Origin of the sequence: Jeotgalibacillus aurantiacus, assembly GCF_020595125.1 — a bacterium.
Lineage (GTDB): Bacteria > Bacillota > Bacilli > Bacillales > Jeotgalibacillaceae > Jeotgalibacillus > Jeotgalibacillus aurantiacus.
This window is the reverse complement of the sequence record NZ_JACNMS010000005.1, coordinates 74,248-96,915: the sequence shown is the minus strand read 5'-3', so window position 1 is coordinate 96,915 and position 22,668 is coordinate 74,248. Positions and strand designations below refer to the sequence as shown.

Genomic DNA, 22,668 nt, shown 5'->3' with positions numbered 1-22,668 from the left:
TATTCGTGGATCTTATCAAGGTTGTCTATACAAAAAGGCCTTCTTATCGCTTGAATAAGAAGACCTGTGTTAGAAAACGGAACAACTCTCCTTATCTTCCCCGTAAAAATACGGGATGGATTTAGCACCTTTTCACTTGTGTGATGGTTGCTGAGGTTTCGCAGGGCCTTGTCCCTCCACCTCTCTTGATAAGAATCCACACTATTTAGTTAATTATGATAACTCTACTAGACTAAAGCCCCTTCTGTCAACAGCAGAACCGCGATTAAACAGACTGTTCAGCAAATTGTAATGGTTGATGCATTAATCCAGTGAAGTAATGCCTGGCAGTCTCCATTCAATTTCCTCTTCGCCAAAAGTACCGAACAGCTTAAAGGCTGTAGTAGCAGATGCCTCAAATTGAAGTGATCCTTCAACTGTTTCACCGGCAGGCACTGTCCATTCAACCGGATCACCATAGGCAGATTTTTCCTCATCAGCCAGATCTGTTAAACGGAACTGATCACCTGTAATCACAGCTTCTTCCTCACCATTGTTCGTAATACTGAAACTGACTTCATAAACACGATTTGTTTCGTCGATTTGCTCTGTCACACCTGCACTGACAGCTGTCATCGTCAGATCACCCGTCTGAACCTCATCCTCTACAACATATAAAGCCGGCTCTGACGTTTCTTCAGGCGCTTCCGTTTCTTCTGTTGTCTCTTGTGCTGATTCAGCGTTACCAGCTGATTCGTCTGTTTCCTCTGAACATGCTGCAAGCATAAGTGATGCAGCAAGCGCAGATACTAACCAAAATTTCTTCATAATTGAACACCCTCCTAGATATGTAAAAATGACACTTCCTCATTATTATTCGCAATGCGAAATAAATCAACCATTTTCCTGTAAAAGGAAATAAGATTAAATCTTCTCTATCTTCGCAATGTTTTTATTATTTGTTACGATAGTGTTAGTAAATAAGGAGGGGAATTTACTTGTGTGGACGATTTTCTTTAACCGAAGCGCTTGAGGATTTAAAGGAATATTACCAATTCAATATGCGGGATGACTTTGATGTCTACCCACACATTAACCTTGCACCCAGCAATCAGGTAGCCGCTATTGTCAGTGTTGAAGGGAAGCGATACCCCGCTTATTTTCGCTGGGGGCTCATTCCGCCTTTTGCTAAAGATGAAAAAATCGGATACAAAACCTTTAACGCCCGGGCAGAAACCGTTTCTGAAAAGCCGAGCTTCCGCAGAGCCTTCCGATCTAAACGGTGCTTAATTCCCGCGAGCTCCTTTTACGAATGGAAGAAAACAGAGGAAGGGAACAAACAGCCTTATGAAATAAAACTTGTCAGCGGGGATCCATTAACGTTTGCTGGACTTTGGGAATCATGGCGAAACGAACAGAATGACCTGATCAGAAGCTGCACCATTATTACAACTGAGCCGAATAGCGCAATGAGCCAAATTCACGACCGCATGCCTGTCATTCTTTCACCTGACCAATTCGACCGATGGCTGAACCATGATGGAGATGTGGAAGAGTTAAACTATTTATTGAGTCCTTTTACAGGAGAGCTGAAAATCAGCAAAATTTCAGGAGAACGGTTTAAACGAAAATAAAAAGCTGAAAGACGCACATTGCGTTTTTCAGCTTTTTCGTTATGACATTCACTTGCTGAAAATAAACCATTACCCAGCAAGTACATCTGCTTTCGGATACTTAATTTTACGATAATCCGGTTTAGCGATTGAAAAGAATAAGGTTAACGGACCAACTTTTCCGATAAACATCACCAGCATTATTACATATTTACCCATATCTGATAAGTCAGGTGTAAGCCCCATTGATAATCCAACCGTTCCAAAGGCAGAAACCGTTTCAAATACAATCGGCAGGAAACCGGCACCATCCTCTGTATGCGTCATAATACTCAACGCTGCAATGATAAATAATACACTGCTCATGGCAATAGCAAGCGATTTAAAAATAATTTCCTGACGAATTTCGCGATCAAACATATGAATCTCTGTATTTCGTCTGAAGAACGCGACAGTAGCGAGCAAAATCACGATAAATGTCGTGAGCTTGATCCCGCCACCAGTTGATGCACTGCCTGCTCCTATAAACATAAGGATAATGATAAAAAGCAGGCTTGAATCATCCATAGAAGCAATATCAATAGAATTAAAGCCTGCGGTTCTCGGACTGACCGCCTGAAAATAAGCTGCCCATATTTTCTCATCCAGTGTCAGCCCACCAAGTGTGGCCGGGTTAGCAAATTCATTAAAGAATAAATAGATCATGGCAAAAATGTTGATGATCAGTGTACCTGATACCATCAGCTTGGTGTGAAGGCTCCATCTGCGAATGGATGTCGAACGGAACAAATCTACCAGGACAGTGAATCCGATTCCACCTAAAATAAATAATGCAGAAATCACAAGGTTAACCATAGGATTTCCCACATAGGACATCAGACTATCACTCAACAGCCCAAATCCTGCGTTATTAAAGGCTGATACCGCATGGAAAAGACTAAAGAATAATCCATCTTTCCATCCCATTTCAGGCACCCATACAGTAGATAAAAGCATGACCGCAAATAATTCTATTAATATTGAATAGATCATCAGCTGAATAGCAAGGCGGATAATACCACCTACAGCATTTTGGTTTAATGCCTGCTGAATGATCAGTCTTTCCTTGAATCCAATCTTTCTGCCAAGCATTAGAAAAACCACTACTGCAAACGTCATAATCCCAAGGCCACCAACTTGAATCAGGATCATAATAATCGTCTGACCGAACGTCGTATATACCGTTCCCGTATCAACGACCGCCAGACCTGTTACTGTCATGGCAGAAACAGCTGTAAAAAAAGCATCCTGCCAGCCGATCGGCGTAACGGTTGCTGCAGGAATTTTAAGTGCAGCGCCTCCAAGCAGGATTCCGGTTAAAAACAGGACAATCAAAAAAAGAGGAGGGTTCTGAAAAAGTTTTTTCTTCATCCCTACACCCCCTGCTTTTCAAACCGGTGTAGCTTTCTGTTCTCACCGATCACAATTAAAACGTCTCCTTCTTCTATACGGTCATCCCCGCTTGGAGAAACAAGCATATCGTGAGACCGGTAAATCCCTACTATATTGCAGCCAAAACGATTCCGGATATTAAGCTGCGCGATCGTTTTCCCCACAATTTTTTTGGTTGCTTTTATTTCTACCATGGAATGCTCTTCGGAAAGCTCCACATAGTCAATAAAATGATTGGAAGTCAGACGGTGGGCAATCCTGCGTGCCATATCCTTTTCAGGACGAATGACCCTTGTGGCACCGATCTTCTCAAGTACCTTCTGATGATAAATGCTTGAAGCCTTGACCCAGATTTCTTTGACACCAAGGTCGCTAAGAATAATCGTCGTTAAAATACTTGCTTCAATGTTTTCTCCGAACGACACGACAACCAGATCAAAATTCCGGATTCCTGCGCGAAGAAGCAGCTGCTCATCCTGTGCATCCCCGTGAACCACATGAGTAGCAAGATTCACGTATTTATCAACCAGCTCTTCATCACGATCCATTGCGAACACTTCCGCACCTATTTCATGGAATTCCTCTACAAGATGACCTCCAAAACTCCCGAGGCCAAGCACTGCAAATTGTTTTTTCATTCAGATCCTTCTTTCTCCCGTATGTTGGCATACAAAAAACCACAAGGAGGACATTCCTGTGGTTGGCTGCTTTCACACAAGTCAGTTCTCTTAATCGCCTGCGAGGTTAGCTGACGGGTTAGGGATTAAGAGTTCCCTGTCTGATTAGACTTCACCCCATGTGCGCAAGGCACGCCGGTTCCCCCGCTCCTGCTTTTCAGGATTAAGCGGTTTTCATGTATTCTGAGAGATAGTTTACTCCCCTTAATCTCAGGAGTAAAGAGGGGAAATGAAATTTTTTATTTCTTTACGATCCAAGCCTTGATCAATCTGATATGCTTAGCTCTGAAATCACAGGAAAGACCGGGCCAAGCAAAGGCACCGGTCTTGAAATATTTTTCATGAAACAATTCTTGTTAAAGTATCTTTAAGGCTGTTAATAAACATAACCTTTCCTGCAATTTCTTTTTGGTGTAACTGGGGTACATGCTCTGGTCTAATTCCGGTAATACTGCAGGTTGCCCCCAGTAATGAGCAGTTTTTCAACAGAAGACTGAATTCCTCCACACCATCATCTGTTATTTTACCGACAGCCTGAAGATCAATGATCAATTCATCAATCTGCTCGTCATAAAGCTGTTTTAAAATCCGGTCTTTATTTGATAAAATCAGCTCAATATTTAAATCTCCAAATATCGGTATCAGCACAACATTTGGTGTTAAATGAATGACTGCCGTCGATAGCTCCTGAATTCTGATCAGAGACTTTTCAAGCTCATTCTTTTTCAGAATCAGCTCCATATCGCTTTCTTCCAACCTGCGCCTGTGTTCATTAACAGAATGCATCAGCTTTAGCATCATTTGATCCTGCTGCTGCATCAGCACGGTACCTTCCTGACCATCCCACTTAATATGAAGGATATAAGATGAGATAATCCCTTCTGTAGTGACAAGGTTCAACTCGACCTTTTCATCGTACTGAGTTGACATAAATTTCTGTGCCTTCTCGCGACTTTCCACGTCAACCCAATCTAAAAAAGAGGGAGCATGGCCAAATAATTGTCTGGCATCCTCTGAAGCTTCTAAAATGGTTAAATCCTGAGACATTTTAAAAGCGGGAAGAGGCATCGTATCAAGTGTGATCAAGTTACTCTTCCTTTCTGTTCCGGCCGGCAAACCAGGACGTCAGTCCATTGCCATCCTTAATAAGGGTTACTCTTTCTTCAGGTACATTTTGCAGCGACTGCTCGGGATAGGTTAGAAAACGGCCGCCAATCAGCAACTCAACTGAAGGAAAACGCTCCATTAATCGCTGGATATAGGAAGGTACCTTCTCTCCCTGTTTGATCATACTGGCTGATACCCCCATAACATCCGGTTCCCAGTTCACAGCCATAGACAATGCATACTCAACTGGAAGATTTGCACCCATCATGCGCACAAGATATCCTTTTTCCTCAAAAATCTGCGCAATCATCCGGATACCAAGATCATGTTCTTCCTGTTCTACACAAAAGAAAAGCGCTCGCCCCTGATCCTGAGGCTGGCCTTGTATTCTCGGCAATAAGACTTCATGCTTATAACGCGACATCGTAAAATCACACGTCGTTGTAGCCAGATGTTCATCAGCTACTGAGATCTCATTCTCCTGCCAGAGCCTCCCAATTTCAACCATCGCAGGAGTCATAACGTGATAATAGATTTGTTCTGTAGTCTGACCTGCATTCACACATTCCTGCACCATGGACCAGCAGGCATCCTGATCCCCATTCAACAGTGCTTCAGTAAATTTTGCTGTAGACAACTCCATTTAATTCACGCCTTCCGATCTCTTTATCATCGATTCTTTATCTCTAGCTTCTTCTCAAATTGTCAACTTTTAATCGGTAAAAGTCAAATCATACTGGCTACAAATAAAAGGAATTGATGTATTTTATTAAAAACGCATGATATTCATCAAAATGATCGTGATAATTATTAAAAGGCAATAAAAAAGCTGCATGCTCACATAAGGAGCGCGCAGCCTGATTATTTATTCACTCTTCGTTGCCGGTTTCATTCAAACAGACTGAACGCCTTCCAGTCCAACATCACTGATGATCCTGGTATACCCACTTCCCACGGTACATCGTGACTTCCTCAAGTTCAACATTCAATTCCTTTGCAAACTTGCGGAGCTTTTTAATTTCACCAGGCGTCACAAAGCTAAGGACTGTTCCCTCTGCGCCAGCTCTGCCTGTCCGACCTGAGCGGTGAATATATTGGTCAAGATTCTCAGCAGCATCCATGTGGATCACATACGTGACATCCTGGATATCAAGTCCGCGTGTAGCTACATCAGTAGCTAACAGCAATGGAAGCTCGCCCTTTCTGAACTTTCTCATAGATGCAGCACGCTCTTCTTTTGATAAATCACTATGCAGCACAGCAATTTCAAGGTTCTTATAGTTGAGCTTTTCAGCAGCTGTCATCACATCAAGCACTTCCTGCATAAAGGCAAGTGATTTTTCTTTTTTCATCGCGTCCATCCGGACCATACGCCGGATCATATCCACTTTTTCACGGGCCTCACACACCATAAACTGATGGCGTACTTTGCCCTGTTTCACTTCTTCTCTTCCCACGCGAACCACTTCAGGTTCATTCATAATCTCTTGTCCGTGCTTCACAACATCTTCAGACAAGGTCGCTGAAAACATGGCAAGCTGCCTTTGATCTGCTAGTGTGCTTTTCACAATCTGTCCGATTTCATCCTGATGCTCAGGTAAAAACAGCTGATCCGCCTCATCAAGGATGATCGTCTTCACCTCATGCATTTTCAGCTTTTTTTGCTTAATCAATTCGTGAATTCGACCCGGCGTGCCTACAATCACATGAGGCTGCTTCTTCAATTTCTCAAGCTGTCTTTTCGGATTCGCTCCACCAATGATCGAAGCAGCTTTCAAGCCTGCATCCTTTCCCCACTGCTGAAGAACATCAAGAATCTGCATGGATAACTCCTTCGATGGCGCCAAAATAATTGCCTGCGGAAGCTTTTGTGAAGCGTTCAGATTTTCTATTAAAGGAAGAACATAAGCAAGTGTCTTTCCTGTTCCAGTCGGTGATTCTGCAATGACATCTTTTCCTTCTTTTAATAATGGGATAACCTGCTTTTGGACAGCCGTCATTTCAGTAAACCCGGCCTCTTCCCATTTCTTTTGCGTTAACTCTAACATCTCTTTCCACTCTCCGTTCATTTCGATACGATTAATTGTATCATTCCTGGAGAAATTACGCACAGTCTGATCAATATCAGTTTATATGATTGACTTTCCTACAAAACCGTGCCGGGGACATCCTCAGACTCCCTGTGGCTCACCATGCGGTCACGTAAAGCGGAGGATGTTCCCGGCACGATTCTGATTAAAAGATGCTATGCATTTTAGAAAGAATAAAAAAGTGCCGGGTCATTCCGTAGACTCCTGCGGCAGTGAAGCGACAGGTGAGACAGATGTGCGCAGCACAGCTGGCTCACCGCGCGGCCACAGAAAAGCGTAGGCGGGCGTTTAGGGACGTACAAACTGGACTGTCCTCGACGAAGATAAAGGAAACACAGCGAACGAAGTGAGCTGATGTTGACTTATCGTACGAGAGGACGGGAAGTTTGCTAGTCCCTGCCCGTCGTAGCTGGACACAAAAGAAAGCGAAGGAATGACCCGGCACGGTTTTCAAATTAGTTCTTTTCAAATCAAAGAGCAAGCTGTTCCTTCAACTGATTCTTCTGAAGATCCGCATAAAAACCATTACGCTTCATCAATTCATCATGATTACCGCGCTCAATCAGTTGGCCGTTATTCAGCACCAGAATCTGATCCGCATTCTGAATTGTATTTAACCGGTGCGCAATGACAAAGCTCGTTCTGCCTTTCATCAGTGTCTCAAGCGCTTCCTGAATCTTAATCTCAGTCACCGTATCAATGCTGCTGGTCGCTTCATCTAATATGAGCAGGTCGGGGTCCGCAAGCATCGCACGGGCAATGGCAAGAAGCTGTCTCTGTCCCTGACTGATACCTTCTCCATCTGCCTTCAACACCGTATCGTATCCCTCAGGCATTTTGCGGATAAAGCTGTCAGCATTCGCAAGCAGGGCTGCTTTTTCCACTTCCTCATCCGATGCAGTCAAACGGCCATAGCGGATATTTTCGCGAATGGTCCCCTGAAAAAGAATGGAATCCTGAAGCACAAATGCCATATGACTTCTCAGACTGGATCGTTTGATCATAGAAATGTCTTTTCCATCGATGCGAATCTCTCCTCCGGTCGGATTGTAAAAACGCGAAAGAAGATTAATAATGGTCGTTTTCCCTGCTCCGGTCGGTCCGACAAGTGCAATCGTTTCACCTGGCTTAGCTCGAAACGACACATGATTTAAAATGAGCTCATCCGCTTCATAAGAGAACATAACATCCTCGAAAGACACATTTCCTGAAATTTTATCAATCTCCACTGCGTCCTTCTCATCCTTACGCTCTTCATCTTCATTCATAATGTCAAACACCCGCTCAGCCCCTGCTACGGCAGACAGCAGCGTATTAAACTGGTTAGCCAGATCATTCAGCGGACGGGTAAATTGTCTTGAATACTCTACAAAGATGACAATCACTCCGATGGAAATATCCCCTCTCAGCGCAAGCAGGCCCCCGACGAGCGCAATCACAGCAAAGCTCAGGTTGTTTAAAAAGTTCATCAGCTTCGGAATAAATCCTGAGAATGTCTGCGCCCAGAAGCCCGCAAGTCTGAGTTTTTCATTTTTTTCTTCAAACTGTTCGATCACGCAGTCTTCCTGTGAAAAAGTTTTAATGATTTTCTGTCCCGATAATGTCTCCTGAATATAACCGTTCATGTCTCCCAGGTTTCGCTGCTGTTCTTTAAACAGACGGCCTGTCCGATTTGTAATCCATTTAAGCCCTAGAAACATAGCCGGAATGACAAGTACTGTAATCAGGGTCAGCAGCGGACTTAAATAAAGCATTACGCCGATTGTGCCGACGAGTGTAAGCACGCTCGATACAATCTGAATCACAGAGCTGTTTAACGTTGAGCTCACATTTTCCATATCATTCGTCACACGGCTCATCAGTTCCCCGTGCTGGCGCTTATCGAAAAACGGGATCGGCAGCTTCTGCAGGTGCTCAAAAAGCTGTGTTCTCATCGTAAATACAGTCTGCTGTGCGATCCTTACCATCCACATGGCCTGGAACCACATACTTAGCGAGTAAACGACATAAACAACTGCCAAAACAATGATCAGTTGAACTAATCCCCCCGAGTCACCTGTTACGATAAAATCATCAATCCCCATCCCGACAAGATAAGGGCCAAGCAGTGACATGGCTGAACTGATTAAAACCATGAGCATAACAAGACTGAGCTTCCCTTTACTCATCGCAAGGTAGTGCCAGATTTTCTTTAGTGTTCCGCCGAAATCATCGGCTTTTTTCTTTTGACCAGATGAACCTGCTGTATCAATTTCACTCAAACGGCGACGTTTATATTGAAAAGGTCTAACGATTTCCTTTAGCAACTGAGCCCACCTCCGTTCCAGTCTGAGATTGAACGATTTTCTGATAAAGTTCAGATGTTTTTAACAGCTCCTGATGTGAACCCTCTGCAATCAGCTTTCCATCATCAATCAGCAGAATGCGGTCTGAAGCGATCGTTGTACTGATCTTCTGCGTAATCATGATCGTCGTACAATTATATTCTTCAAGTGCTTCAAGCAGCTTGGCCTCGGTTTTCATATCAAGGGCACTCGTACTGTCATCCAGTAATAAAATAACCGGCTTTTTAACAAGCGCACGCGCAATGGAAAGTCGCTGCTTCTGACCACCGGAGAGATTAACACCTTTTTGTCCAAGAATAGTCTCATACTGTTTTGGCAAGCCCATGATCGTATCATGAATCTGCGCACGCTTAGCCGCTTCCTGTACTTCTTCAAGGGTTGCGTGCTCATTTCCCCACCGGATATTTTCGGCAATCGTCCCTGTAAACAGCATTGCTTCCTGTGGAACGAAACCAATCTGACTGCGTAAATCCTTTAACGTAATATCATAAATCGGCTGATCATCTATTCTAATTTCCCCGCCGGATACATCGTATAGTCTCGGAATCAGCTGGAATATCGTTGATTTACCAGAACCTGTTCCGCCTAAAACCGATATCCTTTCTCCCGGATTCACTTTAAAAGAAAGCTGGTCCAATACTTTTACAGACGTTTCAGGATAGACAAAATCAACATTCCGGAATTCAATTTTTCCATTTTTGATTACAAAAGAATGACTGGCCTCATGATCTGCCAGATCAATATCGGTATTCAGCACCTCGGTAATCCGCTCACTCGATGCTTTTGCACGGGAAAACACCATAATAATCATCGTGACGATCGACAGTGCCCCTGTCATCCGGGTCGCATAGTTGACGATTGCGACGACTTCTCCTACTGTCGCCCCATTCGTCTGTACCTCGATACTTCCATACCACAGAATCACGAGGATACTTAAATTCATCAGCAATAAAATAACCGGCATCGTGACTTCAATCAGCCTCAGAGCTGAAACCGTCTTTTCCATCAGCTGTTCGCTGGACTGTCTGAATCGCTTGATCTCATGTTTACCACGTAAAAATGCTTTAATGAGCCGCATTCCGATCAGATTTTCCTGCATGACATTATTGACATGATCCAGACGTGCCTGAACGGATTTAAACAAGCTCCCTGCCTTACTCATCACCACAATCAAAAATAAGACAAGGACCGGAACGGATATCACCAGCACGAGCGCCAAAAATGGATTAACCAAAAGTGCCATAATCACACTTCCGATCACCAGCAGCGGAGCTCTCATCATAATCCGCAAACTCATAAACACTGTATTCTGAAGCATCGTGACATCATTTGTCAGTCTGGTAATCAGCGAGGAAGTCGGGAAGACACTGAAATTTGAAAACGAGAAAGCCTGCACTTTTTTATACAGCGCTTCTCTTATATCAAACCCAAAGCTCTGACTGACATGAGAGGAATAAAAAGAGTTTGTCACCCCAGCCGCAAAGGCGGCTAATGAACAGGCAACGAGAATGCCTCCCCAGAACATAACGGACCCCAGATCATTCTGCTGAATGCCCTGGTCAATAATATAGGAAATTAATAAAGGCTGGACTAGCTCGACTGCAAGCTCCGTCAGCATTAAGGAAAGCGCAATGATAATGGCAATCCGGTACGGTGTTAAAAATGAAGTGATTTTTGTCATAGCGCTACGTCCTTCCAAACTCATTTGATTCACGAAATAGATACCGTTACTTTACCATATTTTTTGAATATTTCGGAGAATTAAGCATTAAAAAGTCAGACTCATGTGCCTGAGTCTGACTTTTTGATATCCTGCTCCGCATTAACGACAGGGATTCTTTTTTGATAAAACCTGACTTTAACCAAATCCCTCGTCTTTTTGCGTGTCAGGACATATAGCGTATCCCCCTCTTTAATTCTTGTATTCCCAGTAGGTGTCAGGATTTTCTGATTTCGGATAATTGCTGTAATCAGCGTATGCTTCGGTAGTGTAATATCAACGAGCTGATATCCTGCTACAGCAGAATCCTTCGGAATTGTCAGTTCAACCATTTCCGATTCAGTTTTTCCAAGAGAAACAAGTTCAAGGCTGTATGGACTTGGCGGGACTTCTTCACCTGCAAGCCCAAGTTTATTTCCAAGCCACGATAATGTTCCACCCTGAATCAGCGCTGAAGTCAATACAACGAAAAAAACTGTATTAAAAATCAGCAAAGCATTTTCTACTCCTGCTACAATCGGGTAGGTAGCCAGTACGATCGGTACGGCTCCCTTCAACCCTGCCCAGGATATGAACACTTTTTCTTTCGTTGAATATTTCATACCAATCATACTAAGAAAGACACCAACCGGACGGGCAATGAGCATTAGAATTAGTGATAAGAGAATGCCCTGCCAGATCACATCAAGCAGCTGGTTAGGAAATACGAGAAGACCGAGCATAATAAACATAACAATCTGCATCATCCATGCAAAACCTTCATTGAAACGGAGAATTGAATGACGATACGTCAGGTCATGATTTCCTACCATAACTGCCATAACATAAACTGCAAGAAGCCCGCTTCCATTTATAAAAGTAGTTCCCGCATAAGTAAAAATAGCAAAAGACAGAGCAAGCACCGGGTACAAACCAGAAGCATCAAGGTTAATCTTATTAATCACAACAGCCGTGGTTCTCCCCAGCACCAGCCCCGCTACAAGGCCGATCGACATCTGCATAACAAAGCCGCCAATTAACGATAAAACAGAGGTATCCGGGAACTGGATAAGTTCAATGAACATAATCGTTAAAAAGACAGCCATCGGATCATTCGTCCCGGATTCTGCTTCGAGCGTAGATGTTAAGCGTTCTTTTATGTTTTTACTCCCCAAAACTGAGAATACAGCAGCAGCGTCAGTGGATCCTACAATAGCTCCAAGCAATAGGCCTTCAAGCCAGCTCAAATCCAGGATTAAAACGGCAGCTAGACCAACCAGCCCGGAAGTGATCACAACCCCCAGCGTCGCAAGGGATGCAGCCGGACCAATCACAGGGCGGATACTTTGCCACTGAGTCTGCGTACCACCTTCAAATAAAATGATAATAAGAGCAAGAATTCCGACTAACTGAACAAATTCAGTATTATCAAAGTAAATAAATTCACTTAGCAGCATACCTGCAAGTAAGAAGAGAACGAGAGAGGGCATTCCTAAACGAGAGGAAAATTTAGTGGCAACTACACCGATGATTAACATCACAGCCATCAGAAAAATCAAACCATCAACCGTAAAATCCACAGACTCACTCCTTTGCCATTACTTATCTTTATTATATCAAAGTTGTATTTACAATACTTTTAACAAGTCCCCGGTAACAAGAAGAAAAAGTATTTATAAATAATTGTGTGTGTTTTGAATGACTGTTCAGGTGGCTAATTGTATAAGGTAGACTCATTTGCAGGACTGACGATTTTTTGTGATGGAGATGAATTCTTAATTTCACAAGCATACGGTAGAATAAACCTTCTTCCTGCCTTGCCTCACCATCAGCAATAAAAAACGCCGGAATCTTCTTAGAAGTCCCGGCATCATCTTAATCACTTTATTCACCTGCAAATGCTTCAACCAGCGCATTTCCGTATTCAGGCAGATCCGGCGGACGACGGCTTGAAACAATATGACCGTCCACAACGACCGCTTCATCATGCCAGATCGCACCGGCGTTTGTCATATCATCCTTAATGCCAGGCGTACTCGTCACATTCACCCCATCAAGAATACCAGCCGAAATCAGTACCCAGCCCGCATGGCAAATCTGGCCGATGACTTTTTTATGCTGATTCATATGACGGACCATCTCAAGCACCTCAGGATATCTTCTCAGCTTATCCGGGGACCAGCCGCCAGGGACTAAAATTCCATCATATTCATGCACATGAATATCTGTAAATGCATAATCACTTTCAGCAGGAACACCATACTTCCCCTTATACGTTTCGCCCGCTTTTTCACCTACAAGATGAACGACCGCACCCTCACCTCTGAGACGCATAACCGGAACCCACAGCTCCAGATCCTCAAAATCATCACTGACAAGCGCAATCACTTTTTTATCCTTCAGCTTCACATTAAATCCCTCCTGTTTTCTCTCTCACATACAATCCATAACCTGTTTCATGTATACTGAAACTATAGTAAAGGAAAGGCAGGAATACAAATGATGAACATTACCGCTTATACAGTGGAGAAGATAAACGATCCATTCGGCATTTTAACAGGTGACCGTTACGAATTTATGATCGAAATCGAAGTCGAGGAAGATGATGAGCTTTTCATGGAAAACGGCGTTGTCGTAAAAGCACTCTATAAAGTAGAAGACGGAGAAGAAAAATTCCTCAAATACGACCTCATGGAACGCAACACAGAAAACGTTCTCGACTTTGAACTCGAAGACGAGGAAATCAACTTCATCCAAACGTTCTGCAGCGAACACTGGCAGGAAGCAGAAGAAGAATAATCATGTAAAGATCCCTTGAACAGGGGTCTTTATTTATTGGCTTTGTTAAAGTCTAATGTTGTTTTAACTATTGTTAAACTGCTTCCAAATAAATTGGAGCCGTTTGATAGTTGCATTAAAATTTCATTTAATAATATCTATTCAAGATTAAATTCACTTTTTTTCAATGTTTTTTCAAAATAGTCCTTCATATCATTATTAACAAATGAATATGTATTTTTCTCATTAGAAACATAAAATATACCTTCTTTATAATAAACTATTACGTTGTTATTGTTTTTCATTTCAAACGATACACCAGCCAAAGTTTCAGGAATTTCATTTTCAAGTAATATAGTTTCTTCTGAAACAGAATTAAACCATTTTATCAGCAATTTGGCTTCTTTTTCAGTAGTATCTATATGAGAATTAAGATGTTCAATTGAGACACCACCACCACCATTTTCAACCTTATAATATTCTTGGAACATCACAATTTCTTCTATCTTATCAAGTGAAATTGGTTGATGGACCAATCTGTCGTTATTTGAAGTAAATGCTATTAGCGCTATGACAAGAACAGGAATTGTCAATATCAATAACTTTTTCATATAAACCTCCTTGTTAAAATCGTTCATTTATAGGAAATCGTTATTTAGTAAACATAGATTACCTTAGCCTATCAGATGTTTCGACAATTGGAATTAAATTTCCTTCTAACGGCAACTTGGGCTGCTCTATCAACAGCTTACATCTCTCCACTCCTATAGAAATCCAGTAATGATTCCATCCACTCCCCTACTACCCAACAGACTAAAGATATTGATTGAGCTCTAAGCAATAGGGTCATATATTTTATTTTTTTACAATTTATGCGAAGTTTCATTTACTATGCTATAAGATTACTTGGATAACATAGGGACGGGACCATTCGGAGACTCCTGTGGCGGAAAGGGACAGGTGAAACCGACTGTGCGCAGCACAGCCGGGTTCACCGCCCGGCCACGGAAAGCGTAGAATGGTCCCGTCCCGGTTCTTTTCAATTCAGAAAATTCCCTTTCTTCAAAATCTCTTCTTGACTCGAAATAACTAATCATCTAATCTAAATAGGAGTTATATATCATTACTTTATCCCTATTTAACTGGAAGGAAGGGTGACAACATGATGAGATCGGTAGGCCAAAAGCTTGTATTAGCATTCGTAATTGTCGCGTTGGTTTTCGCAGCCTCTGGAGTATATTCTTACATAAACATGCGTTCAATGAGTGCTACTTTTGAAGAAGTAACAGAATCTCTATTCGAAACCCGGGCAACCGTTCTGGAAATGCAGGCAGGAGTCCAGGAACAAAATAGTCAGTACCGTGGATTTTTATTAACTTCACAATCCATTTACCTTGACCGGTTTTACGCATTAAATGAGTCGACAGCAAAGCTTGGTGAAGAGCTGTCAGGAATGATTGATGATGCTGCCTCAAAGGAAATCCTGACTTCCATTATTGATAAAAACAGCGAGCTATTACGCATTGGGGAAAGTATGCTTGAGACTTTCGAAACGCGTCCGGAAGTAGCACGCGTTCAGGCAACAGGTTCTATGACTCCACTCGCCAATCAGTTAAACGATGACGTCGATGCAATGATCATCAACATAGATGAGCAAATCAGCGCAACACTTGAGGCTTCAAATGAATCAATGGCACAATCGCGATTGTTTTCAGCTATTACGATGGGGCTTGCCTTTATTTTAGCGGTTGTCCTGGGACTTATCCTGACTTCAAGATTAACAAAGCCGTTAAAAGCCATGACTGAAATGGCAGAGCGCGTTGCCAAAGGAGATCTTACAGATAATCCTACACCGTTAAAAGGAAAAGATGAGATGGCAAAACTTCAGCATTCATTTATTGCGATGCAGGATAATCTGAAATTGCTGATCCGTAATATCTCACTGAACGCCTCTCAGGTAGCTGCTTCATCCGAGGAGCTTTCAGCCAATGCTGAGCAGACATCACGTGCTACTGAACAGACGGCAGGATCTATTGAGAGCATTTCACGCGGATCAGAAGAACAGGTTCAGGCAGCGGATCAGAGTGTGAATGCGCTGGCAGACGTCACAGGAGGCATCCAGACCATTGCCGCAAGCTCAGAAGTAATTGAAAATTATTCTGCTGAATCTCTTCGTCACGCAAATGAGGGTGGAACACTTGTAGAAAAAACGGTTCATAATATGGAATCCATTCATCAGTCAGTCGGAGAATCTGATAAAGCCATTCAGGGATTATCTGCACGTACTAATGAAATCGGTTCAATCCTGGAAGTGATCCGTGGAATCGCAGACCAGACGAACCTGCTTGCACTGAATGCAGCAATCGAAGCAGCACGTGCCGGAGAACACGGTAAAGGTTTTGCAGTGGTAGCGGATGAGGTTCGAAAACTGGCTGAACAATCAGCAGGATCCACACACAAAATCAACGACCTGATCTCAGAAATGCAGAAAGATTCTCAGCATTCAGTTGATACAATGGATCATGTAAAATCAGAGGTTCAGCGCGGTATTACCTCTGCTCAGGAGACAAGAGAAAAGTTCAGCCTGATTATCGGATCTGTCAAACAAATGACTTCTCAAATTGAACAGATGAACGCAACCGCTCAGGCGATTGCTTCCAAATCAGACGAAGTGACTGTAATCGTCGGTAACATGACTGGCATCGCACAACAAACAAACGACCATTCAGCCAGCGTCAGCGCAGCCGCCCAGCAAACCCTTGCTTCTATGGAAGAAGTAACATCATCCGCTGCAGCACTGACAGGGATGGCAGAAGAGCTTCAATCACTGATTGGCACATTTGAATTACCAGACGAAACTGCACAGGCTGATGATTTGTTTGAAGAAGACCTGGAAGAAACAGATGTTGAAGACGAGTTTAGATCTTCAGAAGAACCTGAATCGACTGAGTCTTTGGAGGATGAGAAAGCTTCATAAATACAAAATGAGAGTCCCCATCCCGGCGGACTCTCATTTTTTAATCGAAAATTTTTATTTTTTCATTTGATTCGATCCATTGAGGGTAAAATTGAAATTCTAGTGAAATTGGGTTTTCATAATCAACTGTCTCAAAACTCATATCAAACATCGAAACCTCTCCTGCAGAATAACGGATTCCACTTCTGGATATGTCCACCTTGTTACCATTTGCATCAATAGCCTGGCTGAATAGACCATAAGGAAACTCCTTACCACTCTTCTCTATTTCAATTAATTTGCGTTCTATTGAAGTAATCTCAAACGGAAAATTTTCAGGCTTCTTTATGATCTTTTTTTGCTCCGTGTCAATAATGAGACTTGATTCGTCCTTATCAATTACCTGTATTTCTCCCAGCATTAAGTAAAGTTCCTCCGGCATTTCAAAATAATTGCTCTGAAGCAGCAAATTATCACCTGTTGAATAGACACCGTTCGAGACCTTTCCCCACTCGTCTCCATCTTCATTGACCATTTTCATATTTTCAAAAGTCAGCAGCTTCAGATCGTTTTCATCGAGAGCCTCAAGTTCAACGATGGCCCTGATTGGCGTGATTTTGATGTTTTGTATATTGACTTTTTGCTCTTCTACCACTACAACTTGATTGAGGTCAAATTGCTTTGTTTCAAGAGGTTCACCTGTCAAAGAAACTGGAATGGATAGTGTTTCTTCATCAATCTCAAACTCAATTGTAAAGTCATTCAATTCGGTTTTATCTTCAAAGATCAAGTTCCACATACCAGTATAGGTTTTGTTGTCATTACTGGCATCAAGACCTGGTCCGGAACTCGACGCTAACATGCTGAGTCCATCCGGACCTGCAATGTTTGTTGGCCATACATTAAAATTCTCCTTCGCCTCATCCAGCTCAATCGTATAAAACAACACCAGCCCATACTCATCATAAATCGCTGAATCGATTGTCACCTTTACACCGTCAATCGATCTTGAAACGCCAATAGGCTCCATATATTCGTTATCAACAGCGGATTGTAGACCGCGGTCATAACGGATGAGTTCAACAATCCTCTCCATTCCGGGAATAGAGGCAATGTGCCCGGCCATGACAGGAGATACCCTGACTGTCATGATGAAAGTAATCAGAAAAACCGCTGCCGCCACAGCCGGTAACATCCATTTAGAACTGCGCTTTTTCTTCTTCGCCAGTCTGATCCCTTCGAATATGGCGCCCTCCAGCTTTTCTTCCGGAATCTCAAGACGCTGAATTTTGTTCTTATATTCGTTTAGCCGTTTTTCTTCTTCCTGGAACATGATGGTCATCTCCTTTCTCCATCCAATTTCTTAATCGTCCAAGTGCTTTATACAAACGCGTTTTGATTGTTCCTTCCGAGACGTCCAGAGACTCAGCTACCTCTCGGATCGTCAAGTCACATATGTACTTCATGTGCAGCAGCTCCCGTTCTTCAAAAGAAAGCTGTTCGAGTGCTTCGTTTGTATTAATAAACGAAAGATCTTCTTCGGAAGCCAATAGCTGATCATTTACTTCAGTCTGAATGATCCGTTTCTTCTTTTTCAGTTCATCCTGACAGACGTTAATCGTAATTCGTATCAGCCACGTTTTACAGTAAGCCGGCTCCTTCAGCTTTCCGATGGAGCGGTATGCCCTGTAGGTCACTTCCTGAATCGCCTCCACTGCATCATCTTCGTTTTTCAGATAAGCGTATGCCGTTTTATATAAATCAGTTCTAACTTCTCTGATGATCGAGATGAAGGCATCGTCGTCTCCTTTTATTGCTTTCCCGGCCATTGATTCTAAATCCATTCGCCTCCCCCTCTCACTCTCTTTCTAATCATTAGACCCAGCTGCTCCAAAAATAGTTTTGTTTTTTTTCATAAAAACAGAAACCTTTCCCTTTTTTCTCCGTATAAGGTATTGTAGCAGGAAAGACAGTGATAAAGGATGATGATCAGATGAGCTTGTTTAAACGCCTGTTTGGCGGAAAAGAACCTGCACGGCCTGAGGTGGAGGAACGATCAGTGATGAACCTCAAAGTGAAAGACATCGTGACTTACGACCTTCAGGATTATGAAGTGGTTGGAAAGCTTTCGTATAATGATCACGGATTCAAGTGGACAGCGTATCAGCTGCAGGGTGTTCAGGATGTGATCTGGCTGAGTGTGGAAATGGATGATGAGCTTGAGCTTGGCATTTACAAAAAAGCGACACTTAAGCTGCAGGAGCCGCTGCCAAAAGAAATCGAGTATGAGGGAACCATTTATTATTTAGACGAAAAGGGTGAAGCCATCGTAAAGGGTGAAGGCCGCAGTCAGAACGTAGATGGTGTAAGATGTAAGTACGCCGAATACTACGATGAAGAAGATGAAAAAGCGCTATCCGTTGAAATATGGGGCGGAGATGTTGAAGCGAGTACCGGTTACAGTATAGAAGAATATGAAATAAAAATTATAGCAGGATCAAATTAAATTTTAGGAGGAATTGACATGTTTCAATTTTTTAAACGAGTAAAAACCGTTGTAGGAGCAGAATTAAATTCAATGCTGGATAAAGCTGAAGATCCGGTAAAAATGCTGGATCAGTTTATGCGTGATATGGAAGCGGATATTCGCGAGGTGGAAACAGCTGTTGCCAAACAGATCGCAAACGAAAAGCTGCTTCAAAAGAAAGTGGAAGATGCACAGAGCATGATGAAAAAGCGTGAAGATCAGGCAATGAAGGCGATCGAAGCAGGTAATGAAGATCTTGCCCGCCGTGCGCTTGAAGATAAGAAAAACCATGCAGATCAGGCTGCTTCTCTTGAAGAGTCGTATGCACGTGCAAAAGAAGATGTTGCCGTTCTTCGATCAAAGCTGGATGAAATGAAAAAAGAATACAATGAAATGAAGCTTAAAAAGGATTCGTTAAAAGCACGTGCTGAATCAGCTAAAACACGGACGAAGATGAATCGTACACTGTCAGGAATCGGTTCGGATGAGTCCCGTGGCGGGTTCGAAAGAATGGAAGAAAAAGTACTTCAGTTCGAAGCTGAAGCGGAAACAAGTGAAGATATGCGCCAGTCAAACCGCAGCCTTGATGACGAGTTCGATGCACTCGATAACAGTGTAGATGATGAACTAGCTGCACTTAAGAAGAAAATGGGTAAAGAGTAATTGTTTTAACAAAGAAAACAACATCAGGGGGTATGAATGCCGGAAGATTCTTGGAATCATCTGGCATCATCCCCTCTTTTAGGTTATGATTCTCTTAGAAAGGACGGTGAGAATATGAAACGGTCCATGGTATCCATCTTAATCGTTGCCGTTATGCTATTTCTAGCTGCATGCGGAAACGGCGGATCGATTTTTAAAGACGGAATCAGCGATTATATCAGTACTACATACCCTCTTTACGATACGATATCAAGTGCCGCTAACACGGACCAGTATGCCAGCGTTTATCAGGCGGAAGGACGTGATCTCGCTGCTGTGTCTGACGAGCTGCAAAATCACGAAACTCCCGAAGAAATAAGTGAAATCCGGGATGGCAAACAAATCCTGGTTTATGATGACCTGTTTGTTACGCTTACTGAATCTGAGGAAAATGCGTCTGATACGATGATTGAAGTCGCGGAAGAAGAATTTGCCCGTGATAATTATCGCCCTTCATTCTTTGAAGGTTATCTGCTGGCATCCCTTTTAAATACCCGTTTTGGTTCAGGATGGTCCACCAGCAGAAGTCAGGACTGCAATCTTTATCCTGAACGCTGTTATGGAGGCTACAATTCATCTGGCACATACGTAGGTAAAAATGCAATCCCGACGATTCGCGGTTCGAGTAATCGCGGCGGCGGAATCGGCTCAGGAAAATAATAACTCGATATGGAAAGGAGACTGAAAAATGAACGCATTTCTTTTAACGATTATGTATTTTGCTATCGCAGTCGTTGTTGTACTCATTGGAATTGTGATTTTTGAACTTTTAACAAAAAAATATAAAGACTGGGATGAGGTTCTTGCCGGTAATAAAGCGGTAGCGCTCTCGATCAGCGGTAAAATCATCGGAATCTGTATCATTTTAGCTTTTGCCATTTATCACAGCTTTGCCGTATGGGAAACGTTAATCTGGGGTGGACTCGGAGTTGCCCTTCAGCTGATTGCTTATCTGTTATTCGAACTGTTTACTCGTAAATTCTCTGTTGAAGAGCAGCTTCATAAAGGCAATCTCGCAGTAGGAATCATCAGTTTTGGAGTATCTGTAGGTCTTGCATTTGTCATTGGTGCGTCGATTACATAATTAAAAGCGGTTAGGAGCTTCACCATGAAGACAATCAATGAACTCGGTATCCGCCAGAGTAAGACGATCTACTGGGCGTCCGGAATTGTCTCCATCTGCGGAATTATCTTTGAAGTATTATTTGGAGCTGCAGGCTCTTACATTTTAGGAGATGGTGTGAAGCAGTACACGCTCACCATCTCACTTTTTTTAACCGGAATGGGAATCGGGGCATCGATCAGTGAACGAGTGACAAAAAATCTGATCCCCTCCTTCATCTGGATTGAATATGCGATCGGGTTGATTGGCGGACTGTCCACCTTTTTATTTTTTGGTGTGACAGCCTTTCTGCCTGATGGCACGGATGCGATCTTTCTCTATACCATTACGCTGCTCGTTGGCGGCTTAACCGGACTTGAGCTTCCGATTCTGATTCGTAAAGCTAATGAGATTGGCGTTACGCTTAGAAAAAGTACCGCACGCGTTCTATTTTCTGACTATGCCGGCGGTTTGATCGGCGGACTGTTGTTTGTCTTTTTACTCAGACCTGAATTCGGTCTTGTAAAGTCTGCTTTCGTTGTCGGTCTGATCAATGTCGCTGTTGCGCTTTGGGTGCTGTTTTATTTCAGAAAAGAGATCAAAAGGTTCCGCCTTCATCTGACAGCAGGAATCGGATTTTTCATTATTTTGTTTTCAGGTATATTCTGGGGCGAGGAAATGGCGTTTTCTTTTGAACAGCGGCTGTATCGTGATCCAATCGTGTATCATGAGCAAACGGATTATCAGCAGATTATCCTCACTAAGGAACAGGGAGATGTCCGCCTATTTTTAGATGGACAGCTTCAGATGAGTTCAACAGATGAATACCGCTATCACGAAACACTTGTACATCCAACAATAGCAGCAACTGATTCTCCTGAAAAAGTACTGGTCTTAGGTGGCGGAGATGGCCTCGTATTACGTGAGCTGTGGAAATATGATGACATAGAGTCCGTTGATCTCGTTGATCTGGACCCGGCAGTTGTAGATCTCGCTTCTACTCACTATGACCTTTCCCGTCTCAATGAAAATGCTTTTGAGGATGAGCGTGTAACCGTTCATCATGCAGATGCTTTTTCATTTATGGAAAGTGTCGATGACTTCTATGATGTGATCATAGTCGACCTGCCTGACCCAAATAATGAATCACTGAACAAGCTTTACACGTTGCAATTTTATCAGCTCCTTCGAAATGCACTGGAGCCAGGTGGCGCGATCATGATTCAATCAACGAGTCCAACCTTTGCAACAGAGGTGTACTGGACCATTGACCATACCGTTCAGGAAGCCGGTCTATCCACCGAAAACCTGCACGTTGATGTGCCAAGCTTCGGGGACTGGGGATTTGTGTTTGCCCAGCGTGAAGAGACGGATGACGTTTTTGAAGAACTGAGTTTTGACGTAGAGACCAGATTTCTAGATGAGGACGTCCTTCAGGGACTTCAGGTTTTCGGTAAAGACATTGACCGCGAGATTGAAACACAAAACGGTGAACCTTTTGAGTATGAGCCAAACACACTGATCAACCCGATTCTTCTGCAGATGTATGAGAAGGCCTGGGTTAATTATTAAAACCGTGCCGGGTCATTCCTTCGCGGCCGCGCGGTGAGCCAGCTAATGCTCCGCATTACGCTGTCTCACCTGTCGCTTCTCTGCCGCAGG

The 22,668-nt window shown here is 43.0% G+C and carries 21 protein-coding genes and 2 riboswitches; of the genes, 8 read left to right on the top strand and 13 right to left on the bottom strand.

Annotated elements, in window-relative coordinates; translation table 11 throughout:
* Positions 1–88 precede the first annotated feature (88 nt).
* Positions 89–195: riboswitch (SAM riboswitch) on the bottom strand.
* Between the two features lie 108 nt (positions 196–303).
* Complete coding sequence (locus H7968_RS14980; RefSeq protein ID WP_227396904.1) at positions 304–807, bottom strand: DUF4352 domain-containing protein; 504 nt, start codon at positions 805–807, stop codon at positions 304–306.
* 170 nt (positions 808–977) lie between these two features.
* Here H7968_RS14980 and H7968_RS14975 point away from each other — a divergent pair, with 170 nt between their 5' ends.
* Complete coding sequence (locus H7968_RS14975; RefSeq protein WP_227396903.1) at positions 978–1,613, top strand: SOS response-associated peptidase; 636 nt, start codon at positions 978–980, stop codon at positions 1,611–1,613.
* A 69-nt stretch (positions 1,614–1,682) separates the two neighbouring features.
* Here H7968_RS14975 and H7968_RS14970 read toward each other — a convergent pair whose 3' ends face one another.
* The 9 genes from H7968_RS14970 to H7968_RS14930 all read right to left on the bottom strand — a co-directional run bounded on the left by H7968_RS14970 (position 1,683) and on the right by H7968_RS14930 (position 13,350).
* The gene (locus H7968_RS14970) at positions 1,683–3,002 is read right to left on the bottom strand and encodes a TrkH family potassium uptake protein (RefSeq protein ID WP_227396902.1); all 1,320 of its coding nucleotides are present in this window, start codon (positions 3,000–3,002) and stop codon (positions 1,683–1,685) included.
* 2 nt (positions 3,003–3,004) lie between these two features.
* Entirely contained in the window at positions 3,005–3,661 is a 657-nt protein-coding gene (locus tag H7968_RS14965; RefSeq protein ID WP_227396901.1) for a potassium channel family protein, read from the bottom strand.
* A gap of 80 nt (positions 3,662–3,741) precedes the next feature.
* Positions 3,742–3,880, bottom strand: a riboswitch (cyclic di-AMP (ydaO/yuaA leader).
* Positions 3,881–4,039: 159 nt separating this feature from the next.
* Entirely contained in the window at positions 4,040–4,786 is a 747-nt protein-coding gene (locus H7968_RS14960; protein ID WP_227396900.1) for an STAS domain-containing protein, read from the bottom strand.
* A 1-nt stretch (position 4,787) separates the two neighbouring features.
* Positions 4,788–5,450, bottom strand: coding sequence for a cobalamin B12-binding domain-containing protein (locus tag H7968_RS14955; RefSeq protein WP_227396899.1), 663 nt, complete (start codon positions 5,448–5,450; stop codon positions 4,788–4,790).
* Between the two features lie 280 nt (positions 5,451–5,730).
* Positions 5,731–6,855, bottom strand: coding sequence for a DEAD/DEAH box helicase (locus H7968_RS14950; RefSeq protein ID WP_227396898.1), 1,125 nt, complete (start codon positions 6,853–6,855; stop codon positions 5,731–5,733).
* Between the two features lie 512 nt (positions 6,856–7,367).
* A complete protein-coding gene (locus H7968_RS14945; protein ID WP_227396897.1) occupies positions 7,368–9,203 on the bottom strand; it encodes an ABC transporter ATP-binding protein in 1,836 nt (611 codons plus the stop codon).
* A complete protein-coding gene (locus H7968_RS14940; protein WP_227396896.1) occupies positions 9,184–10,923 on the bottom strand; it encodes an ABC transporter ATP-binding protein in 1,740 nt (579 codons plus the stop codon). The genes H7968_RS14945 and H7968_RS14940 overlap by 20 nt, the downstream gene beginning before the upstream one ends.
* A gap of 101 nt (positions 10,924–11,024) precedes the next feature.
* Positions 11,025–12,521 carry a potassium/proton antiporter gene (locus tag H7968_RS14935; protein WP_227396895.1) on the bottom strand — a complete coding sequence of 499 codons (1,497 nt, stop codon included), beginning with the start codon at positions 12,519–12,521 and terminating at the stop codon, positions 11,025–11,027.
* 304 nt (positions 12,522–12,825) lie between these two features.
* Positions 12,826–13,350, bottom strand: coding sequence for a type 1 glutamine amidotransferase domain-containing protein (locus H7968_RS14930; protein WP_227396894.1), 525 nt, complete (start codon positions 13,348–13,350; stop codon positions 12,826–12,828).
* A 90-nt stretch (positions 13,351–13,440) separates the two neighbouring features.
* Between H7968_RS14930 and H7968_RS14925 the strand changes: the two genes are divergently transcribed.
* On the top strand, positions 13,441–13,740 hold the full coding sequence (locus tag H7968_RS14925) for a DUF6509 family protein (RefSeq protein WP_227396893.1): 300 nt from the start codon (positions 13,441–13,443) through the stop codon (positions 13,738–13,740).
* Between the two features lie 137 nt (positions 13,741–13,877).
* Here H7968_RS14925 and H7968_RS14920 read toward each other — a convergent pair whose 3' ends face one another.
* A complete protein-coding gene (locus H7968_RS14920; protein WP_227396892.1) occupies positions 13,878–14,330 on the bottom strand; it encodes a hypothetical protein in 453 nt (150 codons plus the stop codon).
* A gap of 551 nt (positions 14,331–14,881) precedes the next feature.
* Between H7968_RS14920 and H7968_RS14915 the strand changes: the two genes are divergently transcribed.
* A complete protein-coding gene (locus H7968_RS14915; RefSeq protein ID WP_227396891.1) occupies positions 14,882–16,696 on the top strand; it encodes a methyl-accepting chemotaxis protein in 1,815 nt (604 codons plus the stop codon).
* Between the two features lie 40 nt (positions 16,697–16,736).
* Here H7968_RS14915 and H7968_RS14910 read toward each other — a convergent pair whose 3' ends face one another.
* Together H7968_RS14910 and H7968_RS14905 are read right to left on the bottom strand one after the other, a co-directional pair.
* A complete protein-coding gene (locus H7968_RS14910) occupies positions 16,737–18,008 on the bottom strand; it encodes a DUF4179 domain-containing protein (RefSeq protein WP_227396890.1) in 1,272 nt (423 codons plus the stop codon).
* Positions 17,971–18,519 carry a sigma-70 family RNA polymerase sigma factor gene (locus H7968_RS14905; protein ID WP_227396889.1) on the bottom strand — a complete coding sequence of 183 codons (549 nt, stop codon included), beginning with the start codon at positions 18,517–18,519 and terminating at the stop codon, positions 17,971–17,973. Before H7968_RS14905 ends, H7968_RS14910 begins: the two co-directional genes overlap by 38 nt.
* A gap of 149 nt (positions 18,520–18,668) precedes the next feature.
* Between H7968_RS14905 and H7968_RS14900 the strand changes: the two genes are divergently transcribed.
* From H7968_RS14900 to H7968_RS14880, 5 genes are read left to right on the top strand one after another with little or no spacing between them, the layout of a single operon-like run.
* A complete protein-coding gene (locus H7968_RS14900) occupies positions 18,669–19,181 on the top strand; it encodes a DUF4178 domain-containing protein (protein ID WP_227396974.1) in 513 nt (170 codons plus the stop codon).
* Between the two features lie 18 nt (positions 19,182–19,199).
* Positions 19,200–19,865: a PspA/IM30 family protein gene (locus tag H7968_RS14895; RefSeq protein ID WP_227396888.1), complete on the top strand. Its 666-nt coding sequence runs from the start codon at positions 19,200–19,202 to the stop codon at positions 19,863–19,865.
* Between the two features lie 36 nt (positions 19,866–19,901).
* Positions 19,902–20,564: a DUF4247 domain-containing protein gene (locus tag H7968_RS14890; protein WP_227396887.1), complete on the top strand. Its 663-nt coding sequence runs from the start codon at positions 19,902–19,904 to the stop codon at positions 20,562–20,564.
* A 28-nt stretch (positions 20,565–20,592) separates the two neighbouring features.
* Positions 20,593–20,988, top strand: a complete 396-nt coding sequence (locus H7968_RS14885; RefSeq protein WP_227396886.1) for a DUF350 domain-containing protein — start codon at positions 20,593–20,595, stop codon at positions 20,986–20,988.
* Positions 20,989–21,012: 24 nt separating this feature from the next.
* Positions 21,013–22,578, top strand: a complete 1,566-nt coding sequence (locus H7968_RS14880; RefSeq protein WP_227396885.1) for a polyamine aminopropyltransferase — start codon at positions 21,013–21,015, stop codon at positions 22,576–22,578.
* Positions 22,579–22,668: the final 90 nt, after the last annotated feature.

Coding starts and splice junctions, on each gene's coding strand:
- H7968_RS14980 (WP_227396904.1), bottom strand. CDS start 807: ATGAAGAAATTTTGGTTAGTATCTGCGCTTGCTGCATCACTTATGCTT.
- H7968_RS14970 (WP_227396902.1), bottom strand. CDS start 3,002: ATGAAGAAAAAACTTTTTCAGAACCCTCCTCTTTTTTTGATTGTCCTG.
- H7968_RS14965 (WP_227396901.1), bottom strand. CDS start 3,661: ATGAAAAAACAATTTGCAGTGCTTGGCCTCGGGAGTTTTGGAGGTCAT.
- H7968_RS14955 (WP_227396899.1), bottom strand. CDS start 5,450: ATGGAGTTGTCTACAGCAAAATTTACTGAAGCACTGTTGAATGGGGAT.
- H7968_RS14950 (WP_227396898.1), bottom strand. CDS start 6,855: ATGTTAGAGTTAACGCAAAAGAAATGGGAAGAGGCCGGGTTTACTGAA.
- H7968_RS14940 (WP_227396896.1), bottom strand. CDS start 10,923: ATGACAAAAATCACTTCATTTTTAACACCGTACCGGATTGCCATTATC.
- H7968_RS14925 (WP_227396893.1), top strand. CDS start 13,441: ATGATGAACATTACCGCTTATACAGTGGAGAAGATAAACGATCCATTC.
- H7968_RS14920 (WP_227396892.1), bottom strand. CDS start 14,330: ATGAAAAAGTTATTGATATTGACAATTCCTGTTCTTGTCATAGCGCTA.
- H7968_RS14915 (WP_227396891.1), top strand. CDS start 14,882: ATGATGAGATCGGTAGGCCAAAAGCTTGTATTAGCATTCGTAATTGTC.
- H7968_RS14910 (WP_227396890.1), bottom strand. CDS start 18,008: ATGTTCCAGGAAGAAGAAAAACGGCTAAACGAATATAAGAACAAAATT.
- H7968_RS14905 (WP_227396889.1), bottom strand. CDS start 18,519: ATGGATTTAGAATCAATGGCCGGGAAAGCAATAAAAGGAGACGACGAT.
- H7968_RS14900 (WP_227396974.1), top strand. CDS start 18,669: ATGAGCTTGTTTAAACGCCTGTTTGGCGGAAAAGAACCTGCACGGCCT.
- H7968_RS14895 (WP_227396888.1), top strand. CDS start 19,200: ATGTTTCAATTTTTTAAACGAGTAAAAACCGTTGTAGGAGCAGAATTA.
- H7968_RS14890 (WP_227396887.1), top strand. CDS start 19,902: ATGCCGGAAGATTCTTGGAATCATCTGGCATCATCCCCTCTTTTAGGT.
- H7968_RS14885 (WP_227396886.1), top strand. CDS start 20,593: ATGAACGCATTTCTTTTAACGATTATGTATTTTGCTATCGCAGTCGTT.
- H7968_RS14880 (WP_227396885.1), top strand. CDS start 21,013: ATGAAGACAATCAATGAACTCGGTATCCGCCAGAGTAAGACGATCTAC.